General features: G+C 63.3%; 22 protein-coding genes and 1 riboswitch. Of the genes, 8 read left to right on the top strand and 14 right to left on the bottom strand.

Annotation, left to right across the window (positions count from 1 at the left end; all coding sequences use genetic code 11):
- The first annotated feature begins 46 nt into the window (after positions 1-46).
- From FQU74_RS09890 to FQU74_RS09880, 3 genes are all read left to right on the top strand, one after another.
- On the top strand, positions 47-640 hold the full coding sequence (locus FQU74_RS09890) for a DUF1285 domain-containing protein (RefSeq protein WP_146286312.1): 594 nt from the start codon (positions 47-49) through the stop codon (positions 638-640).
- A 117-nt stretch (positions 641-757) separates the two neighbouring features.
- Positions 758-943: a zinc-finger domain-containing protein gene (locus FQU74_RS09885; protein WP_146286311.1), complete on the top strand. Its 186-nt coding sequence runs from the start codon at positions 758-760 to the stop codon at positions 941-943.
- A 10-nt stretch (positions 944-953) separates the two neighbouring features.
- Entirely contained in the window at positions 954-1,637 is a 684-nt protein-coding gene (locus tag FQU74_RS09880) for a DUF2459 domain-containing protein (protein WP_146286310.1), read from the top strand.
- Here the strand turns inward: FQU74_RS09880 and FQU74_RS09875 are convergent.
- The 4 genes from FQU74_RS09875 to ccrA all read right to left on the bottom strand — a co-directional run bounded on the left by FQU74_RS09875 (position 1,624) and on the right by ccrA (position 5,112).
- Entirely contained in the window at positions 1,624-1,860 is a 237-nt protein-coding gene (locus tag FQU74_RS09875) for an Lrp/AsnC family transcriptional regulator (protein ID WP_146286309.1), read from the bottom strand. The two genes, FQU74_RS09880 and FQU74_RS09875, sit on opposite strands and share 14 nt — an antisense overlap.
- A gap of 58 nt (positions 1,861-1,918) precedes the next feature.
- The gene (locus FQU74_RS09870; protein WP_146286308.1) at positions 1,919-3,445 is read right to left on the bottom strand and encodes an ATP-dependent DNA helicase; all 1,527 of its coding nucleotides are present in this window, start codon (positions 3,443-3,445) and stop codon (positions 1,919-1,921) included.
- A gap of 43 nt (positions 3,446-3,488) precedes the next feature.
- A complete protein-coding gene (locus FQU74_RS19290) occupies positions 3,489-3,662 on the bottom strand; it encodes a hypothetical protein (RefSeq protein WP_158635572.1) in 174 nt (57 codons plus the stop codon).
- Positions 3,663-3,819: 157 nt separating this feature from the next.
- Positions 3,820-5,112 (bottom strand): crotonyl-CoA carboxylase/reductase, encoded by a 1,293-nt coding sequence (gene ccrA, locus FQU74_RS09865; RefSeq protein ID WP_146286307.1) that lies wholly within the window; start codon positions 5,110-5,112, stop codon positions 3,820-3,822.
- Positions 5,113-5,460: 348 nt separating this feature from the next.
- Between ccrA and FQU74_RS09860 the strand changes: the two genes are divergently transcribed.
- Entirely contained in the window at positions 5,461-5,667 is a 207-nt protein-coding gene (locus tag FQU74_RS09860) for a cold-shock protein (protein WP_146286306.1), read from the top strand.
- Positions 5,668-5,756: 89 nt separating this feature from the next.
- On the opposite strand, the gene FQU74_RS09855 is transcribed toward FQU74_RS09860, so the two are convergent.
- The 9 genes from FQU74_RS09855 to miaB form a co-directional block, all read right to left on the bottom strand.
- Positions 5,757-6,197 (bottom strand): hypothetical protein, encoded by a 441-nt coding sequence (locus tag FQU74_RS09855; protein WP_146286305.1) that lies wholly within the window; start codon positions 6,195-6,197, stop codon positions 5,757-5,759.
- 188 nt (positions 6,198-6,385) lie between these two features.
- Positions 6,386-7,552 carry a methionine adenosyltransferase gene (gene metK, locus FQU74_RS09850; protein WP_146286304.1) on the bottom strand — a complete coding sequence of 389 codons (1,167 nt, stop codon included), beginning with the start codon at positions 7,550-7,552 and terminating at the stop codon, positions 6,386-6,388.
- A gap of 8 nt (positions 7,553-7,560) precedes the next feature.
- Positions 7,561-7,608: riboswitch (SAM-SAH riboswitch) on the bottom strand.
- A 32-nt stretch (positions 7,609-7,640) separates the two neighbouring features.
- Positions 7,641-9,125: an apolipoprotein N-acyltransferase gene (gene lnt / locus FQU74_RS09845; protein WP_229704373.1), complete on the bottom strand. Its 1,485-nt coding sequence runs from the start codon at positions 9,123-9,125 to the stop codon at positions 7,641-7,643.
- Entirely contained in the window at positions 9,126-10,055 is a 930-nt protein-coding gene (locus FQU74_RS09840; protein ID WP_146286303.1) for a transporter associated domain-containing protein, read from the bottom strand.
- Positions 10,056-10,077: 22 nt separating this feature from the next.
- A complete protein-coding gene (ybeY, locus tag FQU74_RS09835) occupies positions 10,078-10,590 on the bottom strand; it encodes an rRNA maturation RNase YbeY (RefSeq protein ID WP_146286302.1) in 513 nt (170 codons plus the stop codon).
- Between the two features lie 110 nt (positions 10,591-10,700).
- A complete protein-coding gene (locus FQU74_RS09830; RefSeq protein WP_146286301.1) occupies positions 10,701-11,714 on the bottom strand; it encodes a PhoH family protein in 1,014 nt (337 codons plus the stop codon).
- 246 nt (positions 11,715-11,960) lie between these two features.
- On the bottom strand, positions 11,961-12,320 hold the full coding sequence (locus FQU74_RS09825; protein WP_146286300.1) for a hypothetical protein: 360 nt from the start codon (positions 12,318-12,320) through the stop codon (positions 11,961-11,963).
- Positions 12,321-12,325: 5 nt separating this feature from the next.
- The gene (locus FQU74_RS09820) at positions 12,326-12,898 is read right to left on the bottom strand and encodes an OmpA family protein (RefSeq protein WP_146286299.1); all 573 of its coding nucleotides are present in this window, start codon (positions 12,896-12,898) and stop codon (positions 12,326-12,328) included.
- A gap of 210 nt (positions 12,899-13,108) precedes the next feature.
- On the bottom strand, positions 13,109-14,452 hold the full coding sequence (gene miaB, locus FQU74_RS09815; protein ID WP_146286298.1) for a tRNA (N6-isopentenyl adenosine(37)-C2)-methylthiotransferase MiaB: 1,344 nt from the start codon (positions 14,450-14,452) through the stop codon (positions 13,109-13,111).
- Positions 14,453-14,582: 130 nt separating this feature from the next.
- On the opposite strand from miaB, the gene FQU74_RS09810 reads away from it, so the two are divergent.
- Both FQU74_RS09810 and FQU74_RS09805 read left to right on the top strand, forming a co-directional pair.
- Entirely contained in the window at positions 14,583-15,455 is an 873-nt protein-coding gene (locus FQU74_RS09810) for a hypothetical protein (protein WP_146286297.1), read from the top strand.
- Between the two features lie 322 nt (positions 15,456-15,777).
- On the top strand, positions 15,778-16,509 hold the full coding sequence (locus tag FQU74_RS09805; protein ID WP_146286296.1) for a hypothetical protein: 732 nt from the start codon (positions 15,778-15,780) through the stop codon (positions 16,507-16,509).
- A 13-nt stretch (positions 16,510-16,522) separates the two neighbouring features.
- On the opposite strand, the gene irrA is transcribed toward FQU74_RS09805, so the two are convergent.
- The gene (gene irrA / locus FQU74_RS09800; protein WP_146286295.1) at positions 16,523-16,987 is read right to left on the bottom strand and encodes an iron response transcriptional regulator IrrA; all 465 of its coding nucleotides are present in this window, start codon (positions 16,985-16,987) and stop codon (positions 16,523-16,525) included.
- Between the two features lie 227 nt (positions 16,988-17,214).
- Between irrA and fabA the strand changes: the two genes are divergently transcribed.
- On the top strand, positions 17,215-17,724 hold the full coding sequence (fabA, locus tag FQU74_RS09795) for a bifunctional 3-hydroxydecanoyl-ACP dehydratase/trans-2-decenoyl-ACP isomerase (RefSeq protein WP_146286294.1): 510 nt from the start codon (positions 17,215-17,217) through the stop codon (positions 17,722-17,724).
- Between the two features lie 22 nt (positions 17,725-17,746).
- The gene (fabB, locus tag FQU74_RS09790) at positions 17,747-18,976 is read left to right on the top strand and encodes a beta-ketoacyl-ACP synthase I (protein ID WP_146286293.1); all 1,230 of its coding nucleotides are present in this window, start codon (positions 17,747-17,749) and stop codon (positions 18,974-18,976) included.
- The last annotated feature ends 31 nt before the right edge of the window (positions 18,977-19,007 follow it).

Below are 19,007 nucleotides of genomic sequence, written 5' to 3'. Positions count from 1 at the left end.
AGCATTATATCCTGCGCATTAGAGCGGATCGCGGGGCGCGGCACAAATGACAAAAGCGAAATCGGGGCAAATGTCTGAAACCTCTGACATTCTGGCGGTTGCCAAGGCTGCCGGAAAGAAAGGGCCACCACCCGTGCATCTGTGGAACCCGCCCTATTGCGGCGAGATGGACATGCGCATTGCCCGCGACGGCACATGGTTCCATGAGGGTACGCCGATTGGCCGGGCACCGCTGGTGAGGTTGTTTGCCTCGATCCTGAAGCTGGAAGACGGACGCTACTATCTGGTCACGCCGGTCGAAAAGCTGGGGATCACGGTCGAGGATGCGCCGTTCATCGTGGTGGACTTCCGGCTGGAAGAGGGCGAGCACGGAGCGGAGCTGACCTTTACCACCAATGTCGGCGACGAGGTGACCGCAGGCCCTGACCATCCGATGCGGATGGGCCGCGATCCCACGACCCCAAATCCTGCACCCTATGTGATGGTACGGCGCGGGTTGGAAGCGCGCGTTGACCGCAAAAGCTTTTACCGGCTGATCGAACTGGGAGAGGTTGCGGAACATGCAGGCGAAGCGTGGTTCGGCCTCTGGTCCCGCGGCACCTTCTTTCCAGTGATGCGCGAGGCCGATCTGGTGGGCTGACGGCCCCTGCCAAGGCAAAGACCCAGCGATCCACCGCTTATGCCTTGAAGCTACCCCTTTGCCTTTCTAGAATAGGCAAAACGCTCGCCAGACCCGCCAGTTGCAGGAGATCAGCCCATGACCAATGATGCCCCGGAAACCCAGATCGTCACCCACTGGAAAGTGGCCTGCGACGGGGGAGAGGGCGCGCTTGGACATCCGCGCGTCTGGCTGACCATTCCGCAGGACACCGGCTTTGTCGAATGTGGCTATTGCGACAAGCGCTATGTGATCGATCGCGAACACGCCCACGACGACCACTAAGCGTCGCATCATGCGGATCTGGGGGCGCAGGCTGGTCTGGGGGCTGGCCGCGCCCTTTGTGATTCTGTCGCTCTGGTTCGCCGCCGGTCTGTTCGGCGCCCTATGGCCTGCAGAGAGTGCGCGCTTCGATGGGCCCGCCGGGATCGAGATCGGACTGGTCGGTACGCCCATCCACTACGACCTGCTGCTGCCCCTGACACCAGAACTGCGCCGCCGCTTTACCTTTGCGGCCGATGCGAATGTGGCGGTACTGGCCGAGAATGCCGAATGGCTGCTGGTCGGCTGGGGCGCGCGGGATTTCTACATGTCGGCTGGCAGCTACAGCGATGTGCCAATGGCAGCAGTGGCCAAGGCCGTTCTGGGCGACAGCGCCGTCATGCGACTGGAGGCCTGGGGCGCAGTTGCCCTTGAAGACATCCCGGGGGCGCGAAAGATCAGGCTTAGCGCAGAAGGCTATCGCGCCCTGCTGTCTCGACTGGACCAAGACCTTGGACTGCGCCGGCTGGTCAAGGCGCCAGGGCTGACCGCACAGGATGCCTTCTTCGCCAGCCGGGGTGACTTTTCAGGCCTGCGCACCTGCAACGTCTGGGTGGGTGAGGTGCTGCGCGAGGCGGGCGTGCGCCTTGGCGCCTGGACACCGACGCCGCAATCGTTGCGCCTGTCGCTGTGGTGGAACGCGGTCAGAACGCCTTGAAGGTCATCGTGGTCAGCGTGCGCACGATCCCCGGAATGTCGAACAGCCTTTCGCTAAGATAGTGCCCCACATCCGCCTCGTCCGGCACATAGACCTTGGCGATCAGGTCATATTCGCCCGAGGTCGAATAGAGCTCTGACACCACCTCGCGGTCATAGATGGCCTCGGCCACCTTGTAGGTCTGGCCGGGGGTGCAGCGGAACTGGACGAATACGCAGATCATGGGCGGGCTCCTTTTAAGGTCAGCATAGCGGCAGCAGACGGGGCTTGGCAAACCGGCGTCAGTCTTGCGATTGCAGCGACAAGACCGCCCCGCTGTGCGCGCGCAGATCCTCGATGCCAAGCGGCACCTGCGGGCGGGCAAGGCGGTTGCGGATCACCCAGTGCAGGCGCTTTTCGGCGCGTGTGATCGCCACGTAGGCCAGCCGCTTCCATAGCGGGATGCCCGCCTCGGAACGACCGGCCTGCGCGGCAGCCCAAAGATCAGGGGCAAAGACCTGCACCTCGGGCCATTGGCTGCCCTGCGCCTTGTGGATCGTGACGGCCGCGCCATGCAGGAAGGTCGCACCCATGGTGGCAGCCTGCGGGATAAAGGGCTCTTCCTCATCCGGCTTTTCGATCTTGATGATCGAGGCGGCCGAAAGCTGCGGCTCTTCGGCGCCGATGACATGCAGCCGCGCAAAACCGGGCCGGGTGCCGGGGCCAAGGTAGATGACCTGCGCCCCCTTGATCAGGCCCCGCGCCTCAAGGTCGATGCGTTTCTTGCGGTGCTTCAAGGGCAGTTCGATCCCGTCGCAGATCAAGGGTTCGCCCGGCAACAGCGCATCCTCGGGCGCGCCATAGGCGCTGCGGAAGGCATGGATCAGGCGGATACGGGTCGCATTGCGCCAGACCAGAACCGGCGAACGCGCCATCAGCGTGGCGTCAACCCGTTCGGCCATGACCACGCGATCATCGCTGCGGGCCGCCTGTTCCACCATCCGCTCGAACTGGTCAAACGTCAGATCCGGGTCGGCCAGCGCATGGGCCAGATCAAGGATCGGGTTGCCCTCGGCCTGCCGGTGGATACGGCTGAGGTGGAGTTGCCTCTCTCGCCCCAGCTTGTCAAAAACCATCTGGCCCGATTGGTTCACCGGTGCCAGCTGTGCCGGGTCACCGAACAGCACCAGCGTCGGGAATATCTCGCGCAGATCGTCGAACTGCCGGTCATCCAGCATCGAGCTTTCATCGATAAATCCGATGTCGAGCGGCTCTTCCCGACGCTTCCAGCCCTGAATGAAGTCCGACCCACGCAAGCCGGCAGCCGCCAGCGCACCGGGAACCGAGGCGTTGCCGTCGTAAAATGCCTTGGCTCGATCCAGCGCCTGCTCGGTCAGCCCCTCCACCTCGGGCCGGGTGCCATTGCCGGTCAGCCAGTCTGCGATCCGCTCGTATTGGGGATCATAGACCGGGGTATAGAGGATGCGGTGGATCGTCGTCGCCGGGACGCCGCGCATCCGCAGCACCGACGCCGCCTTGTTGGTTGGCGCGAGGATGGCTAGCGTGCGCCGGTCCTTGCGTTTTTTCCCCTCGTAATCGCCCGAGACGATCTCGACCCCGGCCCCCTGCAAGGCCTTGTAGAGCGAGGCGAGCAGCATGGTCTTGCCCGATCCCGCCTTGCCCATCACGCCCAGAACGGTGCTCTTCCCCTCGGCGGCAGGGGTCAGGGTGCCCTCGACAATATCGACACCCATGCCACGCAGCTGATCGGCCACGCGGTCCCAGGCCTCGGCCTGATCGTCAGAAAAGATAAGGGCGGGGTGTTGCATCGCGCGCACCATAGGCGAGCGTGCCAGGATTGGCGAGAGCCCGTCAGTTGAGACTGCGGGATTGCACCTGTGCTCTGTGAGGTTCGGCCCGCGTTGCGATTTCCGCCTCGGCAACGCGGGTCGCACGTTCGATCTGCGCGGCAAAGGCGGGCAGGTCGTTGATCTGGGCGAAGCTGCGCAAATCGCGCAACACGTCGAAAATCCAGCTGTCCGCCATATGGCCACCCTCGCCCGTTGTGACAGGCGGAAACGATGAAACCGCCTGCCCCAGATCTACGGCGGTTTGGTCAATAGAACGTCAACGAAACACCTGCGCAGAACGGAAAACCGCCGCCCCCGGGTGGGAACGGCGGGACAGGGATCAGAACCCAGGATCAGCCCTTGGGGCCGGCCTCGAGCGCATCCTCGAATGTGCGCAGGCCGGTGCGGGGCGCCTGCACCAGCACCGCCATGTTGCCAGGCTTGTGCTGGTTGCGCAGCATCAGCGTATGCGCCTTGGGGATCTCGGCCCAGGGAAAAACCTCGGACATGCAGGGATCGAGCCGACGCTCGCACATCAGCTTGTTGGCCGCCGCCGCCTGCTTGAGATGGGCGAAGTGCGAGCCCTGCAGGCGCTTCTGGTGCATCCACATGTACCGCACGTCGAAGGTGCAGTTGAAACCGCTGGTGCCGGCACAGATCACCACCATGCCGCCCTTCTTGCAGATCAGGGTCGAAACCGGGAAGGTCGCCTCGCCCGGATGCTCGAACACCATGTCGACGTTGACGCCCTTGCCGGTGATGTCCCAGACCGCCTTGCCAAACTTCCGGGCCTCTTTCAGCCAGTCGTTGTATTCTTGGCTGTTGACCTTGGGCAGTTGCCCCCAGCATTTGAAGTCATTGCGGTTGATCACGCCCTTGGCGCCCAGCGACATCACGAAGTCGCGCTTGGTTTCATCCGAGATCACGCCGATCGCATTGGCACCCGCCGCTGCCGCAAGCTGGATCGCGTAGGACCCAAGACCACCCGACGCCCCCCAGACCAGCACGTTCTGGCCGGGCTTCAGGTCATGCGGCGCATGGCCAAAGAGCATCCGGTAGGCGGTCGCCAGTGTCAGCGTGTAGCAGGCCGACTCTTCCCAGGTCAGATGCTTGGGACGTGGCATGAGTTGCTGCGCCTGCACACGCGTGAACTGCGCGAACGAGCCATCATGCGTCTCGTAGCCCCAGATCCGCTGCGTGGGCGAGAACATCGGGTCACCGCCGTTGCATTCCTCGTCGTCGCCGTCATCCTGATTGCAGTGGATCACCACCTCGTCGCCGACCTTCCAGCGCTTCACCTTGTCACCCACCGCCCAGACGATGCCCGAGGCATCGGAACCGGCGATATGGTAGGGCTGCTTGTGGCCGTCGAACGGGCTGATCGGCACGCCGAGACCAGCCCAGACGCCGTTATAGTTGACGCCGGCGGCCATCACCAGAACCAGCACCTCATGGCTGTCGATCTCCCACGTGGGCACGACCTCCATCTGCATGGCCTGCTCTGGCTCGCCATGGCGTTCGCGACGGATCGCCCAAGCGTACATGTTCTTCGGAACATGGCCGAGGGGCGGCATCTCGCCGATTTCATACAGATCCTTGATTGGCGCGTCGTAAGGCGCGATCGCGGGCTGGTTATCCAGTGCCATTTGGCCCTCCTGTTCATTGTGCCGCAGCGCAGAATCAACGCGGCTCATGCAGCATAGAGATACATTCGCCGCGCAACATTGCAACTGTAAACAGGTCTATATTGTAATTTTATGTCCGCCGCGTTGCGGCAACGGCTCGAAATGCGGCAGCGTTCTTGCGACCGCTCGGCGCTTTGGACGGGCAAGTACAGGAATCTTCCTTGCTTTCTGGAAAAAGCACCCCCATATCTTCGGAGCGACGTTATCTCAATTCGACCACTGTCTCCGAAATCCGGCCACAGCTCGACGCGTGCTGACGATGCCGGGCCACCGCACTTCCGCGGGTGGCATGTTAAAGGAGATCTCACGATGGCCAAGGGCACCGTGAAATGGTTCAACGCTACCAAGGGCTTCGGCTTTATCGCCCCTGAGGGTGGCAAGAAGGACGTGTTCGTCCACATCACCGCACTGGAACGCGCTGGCATCCGCTCGCTGGCTGATGGTCAGGCTGTGACCTTCGACATCGAAGCTGGCCGTGACGGCCGCGAATCGGCGACCAACCTGTCGCTGGCCTGATTTTCGGCAGGCCGGTTGCCGGCCAAAGCTGAAATCCGCAAAGGGGTGGGCGAAGTCCGCCCCTTTTTTCATATCCGGTGAACGCCCCGTCAGGCGGCGCGCCACAAAATCCGATCACGCAAGGCATGACGGATTGCCGGGCGCAGACTTTTCTCCAATGAATTGACCGGCAGAGTTACTGCGCCTGCGCGGTCTTCGGGAAAGGTCGGGGCTTCGCTGCCCGCGCCGATGACAATCGCCGGAACCCGGCACCCTGCCCCACGCAACAGCGACATCGCACGCGCGCCGGCCCAAAGGCCATCGTCCGTCTCGTCGCAGACCAGCACAAAGAGCCCATAGCCGCCCGGATCGTCGATCACGGCATCAAGGCCGGTAAAGAGTTCAGTCGCGAGCTCCACATCCCCGCCCATTGACAGCACGGCATCTGCCGCCCTCTGCGCGGGCCGGGGATCGCCCGTTGCGATCAGCAGCACCCGCAATCCGCAAAGGACGGGTTCGGCTGAGAAGAGTTGTGCGCGGATTGTCTGCATGGAATGGACACGCCGAGGATAGAGGATCTACCCCTTTTGCTAGCCCTGCATCGCGGCGAAAATTGGGGCAAAGGTGGGCGCGAACAATTCGCTCGCAGTCGGACCATGGCGGACCGCACGCATTGCGCCAGAACATGAAAACGGCCCGGCGTGCTGATACCGGGCCGATCGAAGTCATCAGGTGCTGCTCAGACCGCTTTCTTCAGCGCGTCGATCAGGTCTGTCCGCTCCCAGCTGAAACCACCCTCGGCATCAGGCGCACGACCGAAATGGCCATAGGCCGCGGTGCGGGCGTAGATCGGGCGGTTCAAGTTCAGATGTTCGCGAATTCCGCGCGGCGTCAGATCCATACATTCGGCCACGGCGCGTTCGATCGCGGATTCCGCAACCTGCCCGGTGCCATGGGTGTCGATATAGATCGACAGCGGCCGCGCCACACCGATCGCATAGCTGAGCTGCAGCGTGCAGCGATCGGCCAGTCCGGCCGCGACCACGTTCTTGGCCAGATAGCGCGCGGCATAGGCGGCGGAACGGTCCACCTTGGTCGGATCCTTGCCCGAGAATGCACCGCCACCATGCGGCGCGGCACCACCGTAGGTATCGACGATGATCTTGCGGCCCGTCAGCCCTGCATCCCCATCCGGTCCGCCGATGACGAAGGTGCCAGTCGGGTTGACCCACCATTCGGTCTTGTCGGTAATCCAGCCCTGCGGCAGCACGTCACGGATATAGGGCTCAACGATGGCCCGGATATCGGCCGAAGTCTGATCTTCGCTTTCGTGCTGGGTCGAGAGCACGATCGAGGTCACCTCGACGGGCTTGCCATCGACATAGCGCAACGACAGTTGCGATTTGGCGTCGGGGCGCAGTGTCGGCTCTTGCCCCGATTTCCGCACTTCCGCCAGACGGCGCAGGATCGCATGAGCGTACTGGATCGGCGCTGGCATCAGCTCGGGCGTCTCGCGGCAGGCATAGCCGAACATGATGCCCTGATCGCCCGCCCCGTCCTTGTCCACGCCCTGCGCGATATGGGCCGATTGCTTGTGCAGGTAGTTCTTCAGCTTCAGCGTCTTCCAGTGAAACTCGTCCTGCTCGTATCCGATGTCACGAACGCAATCGCGGACGATCTGGTCCACGCCGTCCATCATCGACTTCAGCTTGTCCTGATCACTCAGTCCGACTTCCCCGCCCACAACCACGCGGTTGGTGGTGGCAAAGGTCTCGCAAGCAACGCGTGCGTTTGGCTCTACCTTCAGAAAGGCATCCAGGATCGCGTCGGAAATGCGGTCGCACACCTTGTCCGGGTGCCCCTCGGAGACGGATTCCGAAGTGAAGACGTAGTCTTTTCTGCTCATTGGGGAAGTGCTCCATTACCAATCCCCGCCACGCCAGGAAGCCGTTGTGGCGGTTCAATGTTCCCGTTACGCCGCGACGGCGGGGGCGTCAAGGCGTTGCGGTGCCGCGACGCAGAATGACGGCGGCGCAAAGCGCGGCCAGAAGGACCAGGAACGGGATCTCGCCGAAGCGGCTGTAGACTGTGGGGGGCAGCGCGCCGGGCAAGGGGGCATCGAGGAAGCTTGCGATGCCGAAATCCAGTTCATGCGTGACCTGCCCGCGTGCATCCACCATCTGCGTCACGCCCGTATTGGCGACACGAACAAGCGGCAATCCCTGTTCGATCGCGCGCAACCGCGCGATACCCGCATGCTGAAAGGGGCCGGTCAGGGTGCCAAACCAGGCATCGTTGGTAATCTGCAAAAGCCAGCCGGGGCGTTCGGCCGGGGCGTTCACCTCCAGCGGAAAGACCGCCTCATAGCAGATCAGCGGCAGCGCGCGGCCAAGCGGCCCCAGATCAAGCACCCGTGGCCCCGGCCCTGCCGCATAGCCAAACCCCGCCTGCGCGGCAAAGGCACGCAGCCCGAACCAGGCGTGCAGCCGGTCGCCAAAGGGGATGTACTCGCCAAAGGGCACCAGATGCGCCTTGTCGTAGCTTGCAAGCTCTGCGCCACCCGCGCCGATCATGACCAGACTGTTGTAGGCCGCATCGCCTTCCAGACGCTGCACGCCAGTGATCACCGGCACGCCACGCGCCGCGCGGGCAACGCCCTGCGCCGCATCGCCCCATGGCTCATAGAGGTAAGGTAGCGCCGTTTCCGGCCAGATCACCAGATCAGGCCGGGGCTCAGCGGCAGTGAATTCGGTTTGCAGCCGGTAAAGTCGGCTGGCCTGCTCCGGGTCCCACTTCAGATCCTGTCGGGCATTTGGCTGCACCAGACGGAAGATCAGCCCCGGCCCGTCGGGCAGCGGCGCGGCCAACCGCAAGGTACCCAGACCAAAGGCCATCGCAAGCGCAAGCGCCGCCAGCGCCGCCCCCGCCGGGCCGAACATCACCGGCAGCGCCGCGACAACAAGCGTCAGCAGTGTGAGACCATTCGCCCCGATCCAGGCCGCCAGTTGCGCAACCGGCGTGTCAATCCAGATATGCCCCGGCAAGGCCCAGGGGAAACCGGTGAAGAGAACACCGCGCAACGCCTCCATCCCGGCAAGCGCCGCGACGAAAGCTGCCACGCGGCGCCCCTGCCCTCCGACTGCGCCTGCAACCAGCGCGGAAAGCGCCCCGGCCGCCGCCCAGAACAGCGCAAGACCTGCCGCCATCAGGATCAGCGCAAAGGGCGCCATCCAGGCATAGACCTCGGGCTCAACCAGAAAGGGAGAGATGATCCAGGTCAGCGCACCAAGGAATTGCCCCGCACCCGCCGCCCAGGCCTGTACGGCGGCGCGGCGGGCGCCTTCGGCCCCGGCCACCCGTGCGATGACCACCGCCAGCGCCGGCAAGGCAACATACCAGGCGCCCAGTGGAAGCTGGCCCGCTGCAGTCAGCAGCCCCAGCCCGAAGGCTGGACCAAGGTTCCGCAGGACGCCGCGCAATCAGCCCTCGGTCGCAGGTGCGGTTGGTGGCGCGGTGGGCCGGTGGTCTGGCAAGGTTACACGAAGACGCTTGATGCGACGCGGGTCGGCATCGACGATCTCAAACTCAACCCCGCTTTCGTGGGCAATCACCTCGCCCCGCGCCGGCACCCGACCGATGCGCAGGAAGACGAGGCCCCCAAGCGTGTCGATCTCTTCGTCATCTTCGCCAGTACGCAGGCGAACGCCGATCTCGGCCTCAACCTCATCCAGCGGCGCAGTGGATTGCATGACCCAGACACCCGGCTTTTCCTGCCGCCACAGGGTGCCCTCTTCCTCGTCGTGCTCGTCCTCGATCTCGCCGATCACCGTCTCGATCAGATCCTCGATGGTCACAAGCCCGTCGACACCGCCGTATTCGTCGATGACCAGCGCCATATGCACACGGTCTTTCTGCATCTTCTGCAACAGCACATGCAGCGGCATTGAAGGCGGAGCATAGAGGATCGGGCGCAACAGCCGCTTCAGGCTGAACCGCCCGCCTGCGCCAAAGCCGTGCTGCAGCGCCAGATCCTTGAGAAGGATCAAACCCTGCGGATGGTCCAGTGTGCCTTTGTAGACCGGCAGGCGCGAAAAGCCCTGCTTGCGGAAAACCTCGACCAGGTCATCCTTGCCGATGTCGAGGGGGACGGCCACGATCTCCACCTTGGGGATCGCCACATCGTCAACGCGCAGCTTGCGCAGGTTGGCCAGCCCGGGCAGCTGCGGCAATGCAGGTGCATCTGGCCGACCCGGCTGGGTTTCTGACGCCGGGTCCGAGGGGACAAACGCGGAAAGTATCCGCCCGAAGAACCCTCTCTGCCCCGGCTCGGGAGACTCTCCCTCGTCCTGCTCTGCCCGCTCCGAGGACGGCTGCGCCGCCCCTGTCGATCCTTCGTAACTACTGCCCATCGGTCCTTGTATCCAGGTTGCGTCAGCCGCCCGCATAGGGGTCGGCAATTCCAAGCGCGGCGAGGATTTGCCGCTCGGTGTCTTCCATCAGTTCGGCATCATCATCGTCGATGTGATCATAGCCGAACAGATGAAGAATCCCATGTATCAGAAGATGTGTGACATGGGCGTCAAAGGTTTTTTCCTGTTCGGCGGCTTCCCGCGCACAGGTGTCAAAGGCAATCGCGATATCGCCCAAGGGCTCTGGCGCCTCCAGAGTGCCCGGTTCTGGCAGCTCAGGCGCCTCGCCGGCATATTCCGACCCGCGTTCGGCTGAGGGCCAGCTGAGCACATTCGTGGGCTTCGCCTTGTCGCGAAAGGTGCCGTTCAACTCGGCGATCCGCGCATCATCGCAGCCCATCACGACCGCCTGATAGAGCGCAGGATCATATCCCAGATGCGTGGCAACCGCGCGCGCCGAAGTTTCAGCCAGCCGGGAAAGCCCTGCGGCCTCCCATCGGTCATCCTCGATGACAATATCCACGATTCCGGTCATGCGCGCCTCATAGCCGTCAATTCGCGCAACCGCAAATGCCTTTCAACCCGGCAGGATCGACCAGAAAAGGGCGGGGAGCCGCGCCCCCGCCCTTGCTTTCAACCAAGGCTTCAGCCCGTTGCCTCATCCGCGTCATAGGCCTCAATGATGCGGGCAACGAGCGGATGGCGCACCACGTCCTTGGCGGTGAAGTAGTTGAAGCTGACACCCTTGACCCCTTTCAGGATACGTTCGGCATCCTGAAGACCACTCGGCACGCCGCGCGGCAGGTCAACCTGCGTGCGGTCGCCGGTGATCACCATGCGGCTGCCCTCACCCAGACGGGTCAGGAACATCTTCATCTGCATGGTGGTCGCGTTCTGCGCCTCGTCCAGCACGACAAAGGCATTGGCCAGAGTCCGGCCACGCATGAACGCCAAGGGCGCGATCTCGATGCGTTTCTCCTCGAGCAACTTCTGAACCTGCTTCGCGGGCAGAAAGTCGTTCAACGCGTCGTAAAGCGGCTGCATATAGGGGTCGACTTTTTCCTTCATGTCGCCCGGCAGGAAGCCCAGTCGTTCGCCCGCCTCGACGGCCGGGCGCGACAGGATGATCTTCTCGACCATCCCGCTGATGAACATCGTCACCCCAACCGCGACGGCCAGATAGGTCTTGCCGGTGCCGGCGGGACCGATGCCGAACCCAAGCTCATTGGCAAACAGGTTCGCGACATAGGCCTTCTGCGCCTCGGTCCTGGGCTCGATCGGCTTCTTGCGGGTGCGCAGTTCTACGGCGCCGGGGGTGAACATCTCGATCTGCTCTCCGTCGCGCGGCGTCTCGATCATCGGATGCCCCATGCGGATGGCGGCCTCGATTTCGCCCGCACTGATGCCGCGCCCGGCCTCAAGCCGGGCATAGAGCGAATGCAGCACTGCCGCCGCCTGTTCGCGTGCGCCCCTGTCCCCGATCACCGCCAGACGGTTGCCGCGCCGCAGGATATGCACCCCCATCTGGTGCTCTATCTGGGCAAGGTTCCGGTCGTATCCGCCACAGAGGTCGATCAAGAGCCTGTTGTCGGGAAATTCCAGAAGGGTCTCGACGACGTCCTCGGCACGGGTCGGGGGTGTCAGCGCACTGATGCCCAAGCTATGTTCCTTTGCGGCTGGAGGGCTTCATGATTTGAGTCTGCGCCTCGAAGATTAAGGAAACAAGACAAAGCTGCGTTGCGGGCGGCCAAACCGTGGGCGCTGCCCATTTTTTAGGCGACACCTCAGCCTGACACACAAGTGCTTGTGGGCAATCCAGTTGGCAACACATGCGGTGGAAATGAGATCGGCCACCGTAGACCGGCGGCCGATGTCTTGATTTTGCTGCGGAAAGCCGCGGGGACGTCAGTTCGACCGGCGCACGCCAACCGGAACGCGATCCGGTATACCGGCCTTGGGCGTTTCGTAATTGCCCAGAACCGTTCCCGGCGGATAGCGGCCATCGCAGACCGGCTTGCCCGTCGCGGGATCGAATCGCCGCGTCGCATAGCCTTCTAGCCCGTCATCGACGATCCAGACCTGACATCCATCAGGGTCATAGGCGACGGCGCCGGTGCCATTCGGCAGAGGATAGGCGTCGAGACCGGTGTCGGTATTGGTCGCGATTACGGTGTCAGGGCCTGCCATGAAGGGATATCGCGCCTCGCAGCCCGCGAGGGTGGCCACCATCAGCCCGGCGAAAATGACATGGGAATGCAGCTTCATCCGGGTCACCATTTATAGCAGACGACTTCGACGCGGCGGTTCTTCTGCATGCCTGCAGCCGTCGCATTCGAGGCGACAGGCTGGCTTTCGCCATAACCCGTCTGCCGCTCGACCCGCGCGCCAAGCGAACGGGCAAGATCGGCAACAGTGGCCGCGCGACGCTCGGACAGGGTCTGGTTCGCCGCCGACGAGCCGCGACTGTCGGTATGACCCGCAATCGCAAAACTGGCACGCGTTTCAGACTCGCCCTGCTGCTTGAAAAACTCGGTCAGGCTCTCGCGCCCCTCAGTCGAAAGATCGGCGCTGCCCGTCGCAAACACGGTGTCGGCATCAGCCACCAAACACGTCGATTTGGCTGCACAGATCGGCTTGCCGGTCGAGGGATTCACGCGGGCCACCATATAGCCCTCTTCCCCGCCATCGGCCCACCAGTGCTGGCAGCCATCCGCATCGACCCAAAGGCCCCACTCAATCTTTCCGGAGACCTTCGGCTCGGTTTCGGCCCCGGCGACACCGGCGACAGCCACACAGGCGACCGCTCCGATCCATGCGCGCAAGGCACGGGCAGACAAATGCATCACGAACCACTCCTTCATCCAACCCATAACCATGGCCACCCCGGCAGCGGGCGGCCTGCAATTTTGTCAGCTTTTAGGATCGCCCACGCGCAAGTAAAGGCAAATGAGGTATGCAGGCGCCAAACGGCCCCAAATATTGTGGATAAATCCGTGCAGTTCCACAACTTCGGCCCGGCGCGTGCGACAAGGCCAAAGACTTCCCTGACGTCATCAGGCCCTGATTCTCTCGCCCCCAAGCGAGTTCGGCGCCGAGGCCGCAATCCGCACGCGAACCAGTTCCCCCACCTTGCCAGTCGGGTCATAGACGTGAACGGCATGCAGGTGGTCGGACTTGCCCACCATCTGACCGGGCAGCCGCCCCGCCTTTTCGTACAGCACCCCGACCTCTCGCCCCACCATGGCAGCCTGCGCGGCGCGCTGTTGCTCAAGGATCAGCGCCTGCAGGGTGTGCAGACGCGCGTCCGCAACCTCGGCCGGCAGTTCAGGCTTTTCCGCCGCCGGCGTGCCGGGGCGGGCTGAGTACTTGAAGCTGAAGGCCGCGCCATACCCCACCGCGCGGATCAGGTTCATCGTGTCCTCAAAATCGGCATCCGTCTCGCCGGGGAAGGCCACGATGAAATCCGAGGTCAGCAGGATGTCGGGCCGCGCAGCGCGAATACGCTCGATCAGACGCAGGTATTGCTCGGCCGTATGCTTGCGGTTCATCGCCTTGAGGATGCGGTCACTGCCCGATTGCACCGGCAGATGCAGATAGGGCATCAGTTGCGGCACCTCGGCATGGGCGGCAATCAGGTCATCATCCATGTCGTTGGGATGGCTGGTGGTATAGCGCAGCCGCTCTACCCCATCGATCGCGGCCAGCTCGCGGATCAGACGGCCAAGCCCCCATGTGCCACCGCCCAGATCGCTCGGGCCCTCACCGTGATAGCCGTTCACGTTCTGGCCCAGAAGCGTGATCTCGCGCACGCCGCGGCTGACCAGATCGCGCGCCTCGGCCAGAAGACGGCTGGCCGGACGGCTGACTTCGGCGCCGCGTGTATAGGGCACTACGCAAAAGGCGCAGAACTTGTCGCAGCCCTCCTGCACCGTCAGAAACGCGGTCGGCCCGCGCAGGGCCTTGCGTTCGGGCAAATGGTCGAACTTGTCTTCCTCGGGAAAGTCGGTGTCGATCACCCGGCCCTTGGCCTCCACCATCTCGGGCAGCCGATGATAGCTCTGCGGCCCGACCACCAGATCGACAAGCGGCATCCGCCGCAGGATCTCTTCGCCTTCGGCCTGCGCCACGCAGCCCGCGACACCGATCTTCAGGTCGGGGTTTGCCGCCTTCAGCGGACGCAGGCGGCCAAGGTCGGAATAGACCTTCTCCGCCGCCTTCTCGCGGATGTGGCAGGTGTTCAGAAGCACCATATCGGCCTCTTCGGCCACCTCGGTGGTGACATAGCCCTTCGCGCCAAGCGCTTCGGCCATACGCTCGCTGTCATAGACGTTCATCTGGCACCCGTAGGTCTTGATGAACAGCTTTTTGGGCGCAGTCGTGGACGGCGTGTCGGTCATGGGGGCCTCACTGGATCAGCGCGCGTTCTACCCGAACGGGCGGGCGGGCGCAACAAAGCCCGCGAGCGCCTTGCAAAGCGGGCCGCCTTGGCAGAACTTGCGCCGAAAGACAGGCAGGACGGCACCCGACATGAAGCACCAGAGCATCGAGGATTTCGCGGCAACGCCCGAGGCCCGTGGCGCAAAGGGACCGGTAGCTATCGTCATGGCGGAAGATGAAGTCGAGCTTTCCGGAACGCTGGAGCGGCTGCACTCTTTCGGCTTTCGACCGGTCCTTTTGCTCGCCCCCGCCGATCTGTCGCTGGACGAGGCGTTGGCACCGCGCATCCACCGCATCACATTTGACGTTTATCAGGAAAACGCGCTGCAAAAGGCCGTCAACCGCATCAGCGCCGCCCTGCCCGAAGGAATATGGCTGCACTACTGCTACAACGCCGAGTACCTGTTCTTTCCCTTCTGCGAGACCCGCAGCGCGCGCGACCTGCTTGCCTTCCACACCGAAGAGCGGCGCGATGCGATGCTGACCTATGTCATTGACCTTTATGCCGCCGACCTTGAACAGCACACCAATGCGGTTTCGGTTGCCGACGCCCATCTGGACCGGTCGGGATATTACGCGCTGGCGCGGAAAGACCCTGCCCGCAACTGGGAGGTGCTGGAACGCCAGTTCGATTTCTTCGGCGGCCTGCGCTGGCGGTTTGAAGAGCATATCCCGTGGACACGGCGCAAGATCGACCGCATCGCGCTGTTCCGCAATCGCCGGGGGCTGGAGCTTCGCCCCGATTTCACCTTTGACGACGCCGAATACAACACCGTGTCCTGTCCCTGGCACCATAACCTGACAGCGGCGCTGTGTTCCTTTCGCACGGCCAAGGCCCTGCGCACCAACCCGGGCTCGCGGTCAGCGATCCGGACCTTTCGCTGGCGCAATTCGGCCAAGTTCAGTTGGCACAGCCAGCAATTGATGGACCTCGGCCTGATCGAACCCGGCCAGTGGTTCTGAGCACCACGCCACACGATATCTGGCGGTCGTATCGGCGGGAACACGCCAGATGCTGGAAACCGACTAGGCAAGCGGCAGCTCGGCGGCTATCCTTGCGCTCAACAAGGCCAAAGGCCAGCCGAGCAGCAGGGCGAAACGCCCATTCACAGGACACCGCACCACTTCCGCCACAGCGCGGTCGTGTCGGGCATCATTCCTGCTTCATCGGCACCAGATTTCGCGCGGCTTGCACGCTGCAATGACTTTGAAGGGGGGACGAGGCCCCAACTTCCGCCCGCTGCGGCTCGTCACGCACAGGCAACCGATTGACCCGAGGTATCCGATGTCGCGCACCCCTGCCCTTCCGCTGACCGCTGCCCTGACCAGTGCGCTGATCGCGCTTATGGCCCCGACGGCGCAGGCCGAGATGATTGGCGGTCGTGTCGGCCTTGAGTATTCAGCTTTCACCGACGACACCGACTATGCCAAGGCCGGTATTGAAGGGGCGCTGCAATTCGGCCTCACCCCCATGTTCTCTGTGCAGACCGATCTGGGCCTCCACCGCCTGAACGAGGTTGGCGAAACCGCGATCACCGGCACCCTGCACGGGATCGCCGATATCGACGGGATGAGCTCGGCCGGTGCCTTCCTTGGGGTTGACAGCTTTGCAGGCAGCTCGGTGCGACACATCGGTCTCGAATATGGGCGCGAGGTCGGGATGGGCAGCATGGAAGGCTATCTGCAATACGCCGACCGGGCGGATAGCGATGGCTTCGTGCTGGGCGTCTCGGGCGAGATGCCGGTGATGGATGACACCATCTGGGTCGGCGGGCGACTTGATCATGCCGATCTCGATTCTGACCTGTCGATGACCCGCTATGGCATCAACGGAAGCTACAGGTTCGGCACCGGAAGCTCAGCCTCGGTCGAGCTTGGCGCACTGAGCGGCGACGCGGATCTTCTGGGCGACGATGCCGAGGTCTATGTGCGGCTTGGTCTCGACTTTCGCTTCGGCCCGAAAAACGGCACCGATTTTGGCCCGCGTGGGCTGACGCAGCTTTTGCCTGGTCTTTGACCTCGTCTGCCGCTCACGCCTGCGGCGGTGTCCGGCGCAGGCGGATCACGACATCAACGCGCGAGATCTCGGTTCCTTCGGGCGCGTCGGGCAGATGCGCAATGGTCAGCTGATCGGCAGGCGCGTCGGTGAGCATGGCCGTGTCTTCCCAGAAGAAATGCGGGTGATCATCCATGCGGGTATCGAAGTAGCCCTTCGATCCGTCCACCACCACCTCTTGCATAAGGCCCGCGTCACAAAAGGCGCGAAGGGTGTTGTAAACTGTCGCGAGGCTCACTTTCTCATCCCCGCTGACCGAGGCTGCGTAAAGGCTTTCGGCGGTCACATGGCGGTCCTCGCCATCGCCCACCAGCAGCGTCGCCAGCGCCAGACGCTGTCGCGTTGGCCGCAGCCCGCCACGCGCAAGCCAGCTCGACGCGCGCTCGACCGCACGTTCATCCACCGATCCTGACGCTGTTTCCAGAGCCTTAACGTCCATCTTCGCCTCTGTTCCAAAGTAAAGGTGAATGTAGGACGCGCGGGCGCAAGTTTCAAACGCTATTCCGCCGAAACGAGAGCCACACAGGCGCGCGGCAGGCGCGCGGCGGTGCAGGCTGAGCACCGCTTTTCCCCCAGCAAGGCAATGCCGGGCGCACGCCCCGCCCTTGCCACGCCCAAGACCGGGGTGATAGAGGGAACGGAAGATCATTGGGGGGTTAAGGCCAGATGGCGGCATATCCGACGAGTTTCAGCAAGGAAGACCTTTTGAAATGCGCGCGCGGCGAGCTGTTCGGGCCGGGCAATGCGCAGCTTCCGGCACCGCCCATGCTGATGATGGACCGCATCACCGAAATCTCGGGCGATGGCGGCCTGCACGGCAAGGGCCATGTGGTTGCAGAATTCGACATCACGCCCGACCTGTGGTTCTTTGAATGCCACTTCCCCGGCAACCCGATCATGCCGGGTTGCCTCGGGCTTGATGGCCTGTGGCAACTGACCGGCTTCAACCTTGGCTGGCGTGGCTGGGAAGGTCGCGGATACGCGCTTGGCGTGGGCGAGGTAAAGCTTACGGGTATGGTGCGCCCCGACCGCAAGATGCTGACCTACAAGGTCGATTTTACCAAGGCCGTGCAGACCCGCCGCCTGACCATGGGCGTCGCCAACGGCATCGTCGAGGCGGATGGCGAAGTCATCTATCAGGTTACAGACATGAAGGTGGCCCTTTCGGCCAGCTGACCCCGGATTAAAGGAGCATCCCATGCGTCGCGTCGTCATCACCGGGATCGGCATCGTCTCGCCCATCGGCAACAATGCTGCCGAAGTGGAAGCAAGCCTGCGCGCGGGCAAGTCGGGCATTGTATTCGCCCCGGAATATGCCGAGCACGGCTTCCGCTCGCGGGTCCATGGCCAGCCGCAGATCGTGCTGGAGGACCATATCGACAAGCGCGACCTGCGCTTCATGGGCGATGGCGCCGCGTACAACTTCATCGCGATGCAGCAGGCGGTGGCGGATTCTGGCCTTACCCCGGCCGAAGTCTCGCATGAGCGTACCGGCATCATCGTGGGTTCAGGCGGGCCTTCCACCAAATCCTTCTTCAAGGCCCATAACATTGTCCGCGAAACCGGTAGCCCGAAGCGGATCGGCCCCTTCGGCGTGACCAAGGGCATGTCCTCGACCAACTCGGCCTGCCTTGCGACGCCCTTCAAGATCAAAGGCGTGAACTATTCGATCACGTCGGCCTGCTCGACCTCGGCCCATTGCATCGGCAACGGCACCGAACTGATCCAGATGGGCAAGCAGGACATCGTCTTTGCCGGCGGCGGCGAGGAACTGGACTGGACATTGTCCTGCCTCTTTGACGCCATGGGCGCCATGTCGTCGAAATACAACGACACCCCGTCCACCGCATCGCGCGCCTTTGACGCCACCCGCGACGGCTTTGTCATCGCAGGCGGCGGCGGCGTTGTCGTGCTGGAAGAATTGGGCCATGCCCTTGCCCGCGGTGCCAGGATCTATGCCGAGGTGACGGGCTACGGCGCAACCTCTGACGGCTATGACATGGTCGCACCTTCGGGCGAAGGCGGCGAGCGCTCGATGCGTCTTGCGATCTCTACCCTGCCAGAGGGTCGCAAGATCAGCTACATCAACGCCCATGGCACGTCGACCCCGGCAGGCGACGTGACCGAGGTCAAGGCCGTGCGCCGCGTTTTTGGCGAGGGCAATGTACCGCCGATCTCGTCCACCAAATCGCTGACCGGGCATTCGCTGGGCGCGACGGGCGTGCACGAGGCGATCTATTCGCTGCTCATGCTGCAAGGCGACTTCATCACCGCCTCGGCCAATGTGACCCAGCTTGACCCTGAGCTGAAGCCCGAAGAGATCGCGACCACCCTGCGCGAGAATGTGGGAATGGATTCGGTTCTGTCGAACAGCTTTGGCTTTGGCGGAACCAATGCGACGCTGGTCATGAGCAAATTTCTGGGCTAAGCCCGAGTTACGGGGCCACAAGGCCCCGTTT

Origin of the sequence: Gemmobacter aquaticus (assembly GCF_007859075.1) — a bacterium.
Taxonomy (GTDB): domain Bacteria; phylum Pseudomonadota; class Alphaproteobacteria; order Rhodobacterales; family Rhodobacteraceae; genus Gemmobacter; species Gemmobacter aquaticus.
This window is presented reverse-complemented; position numbering and strand designations above follow the sequence as displayed.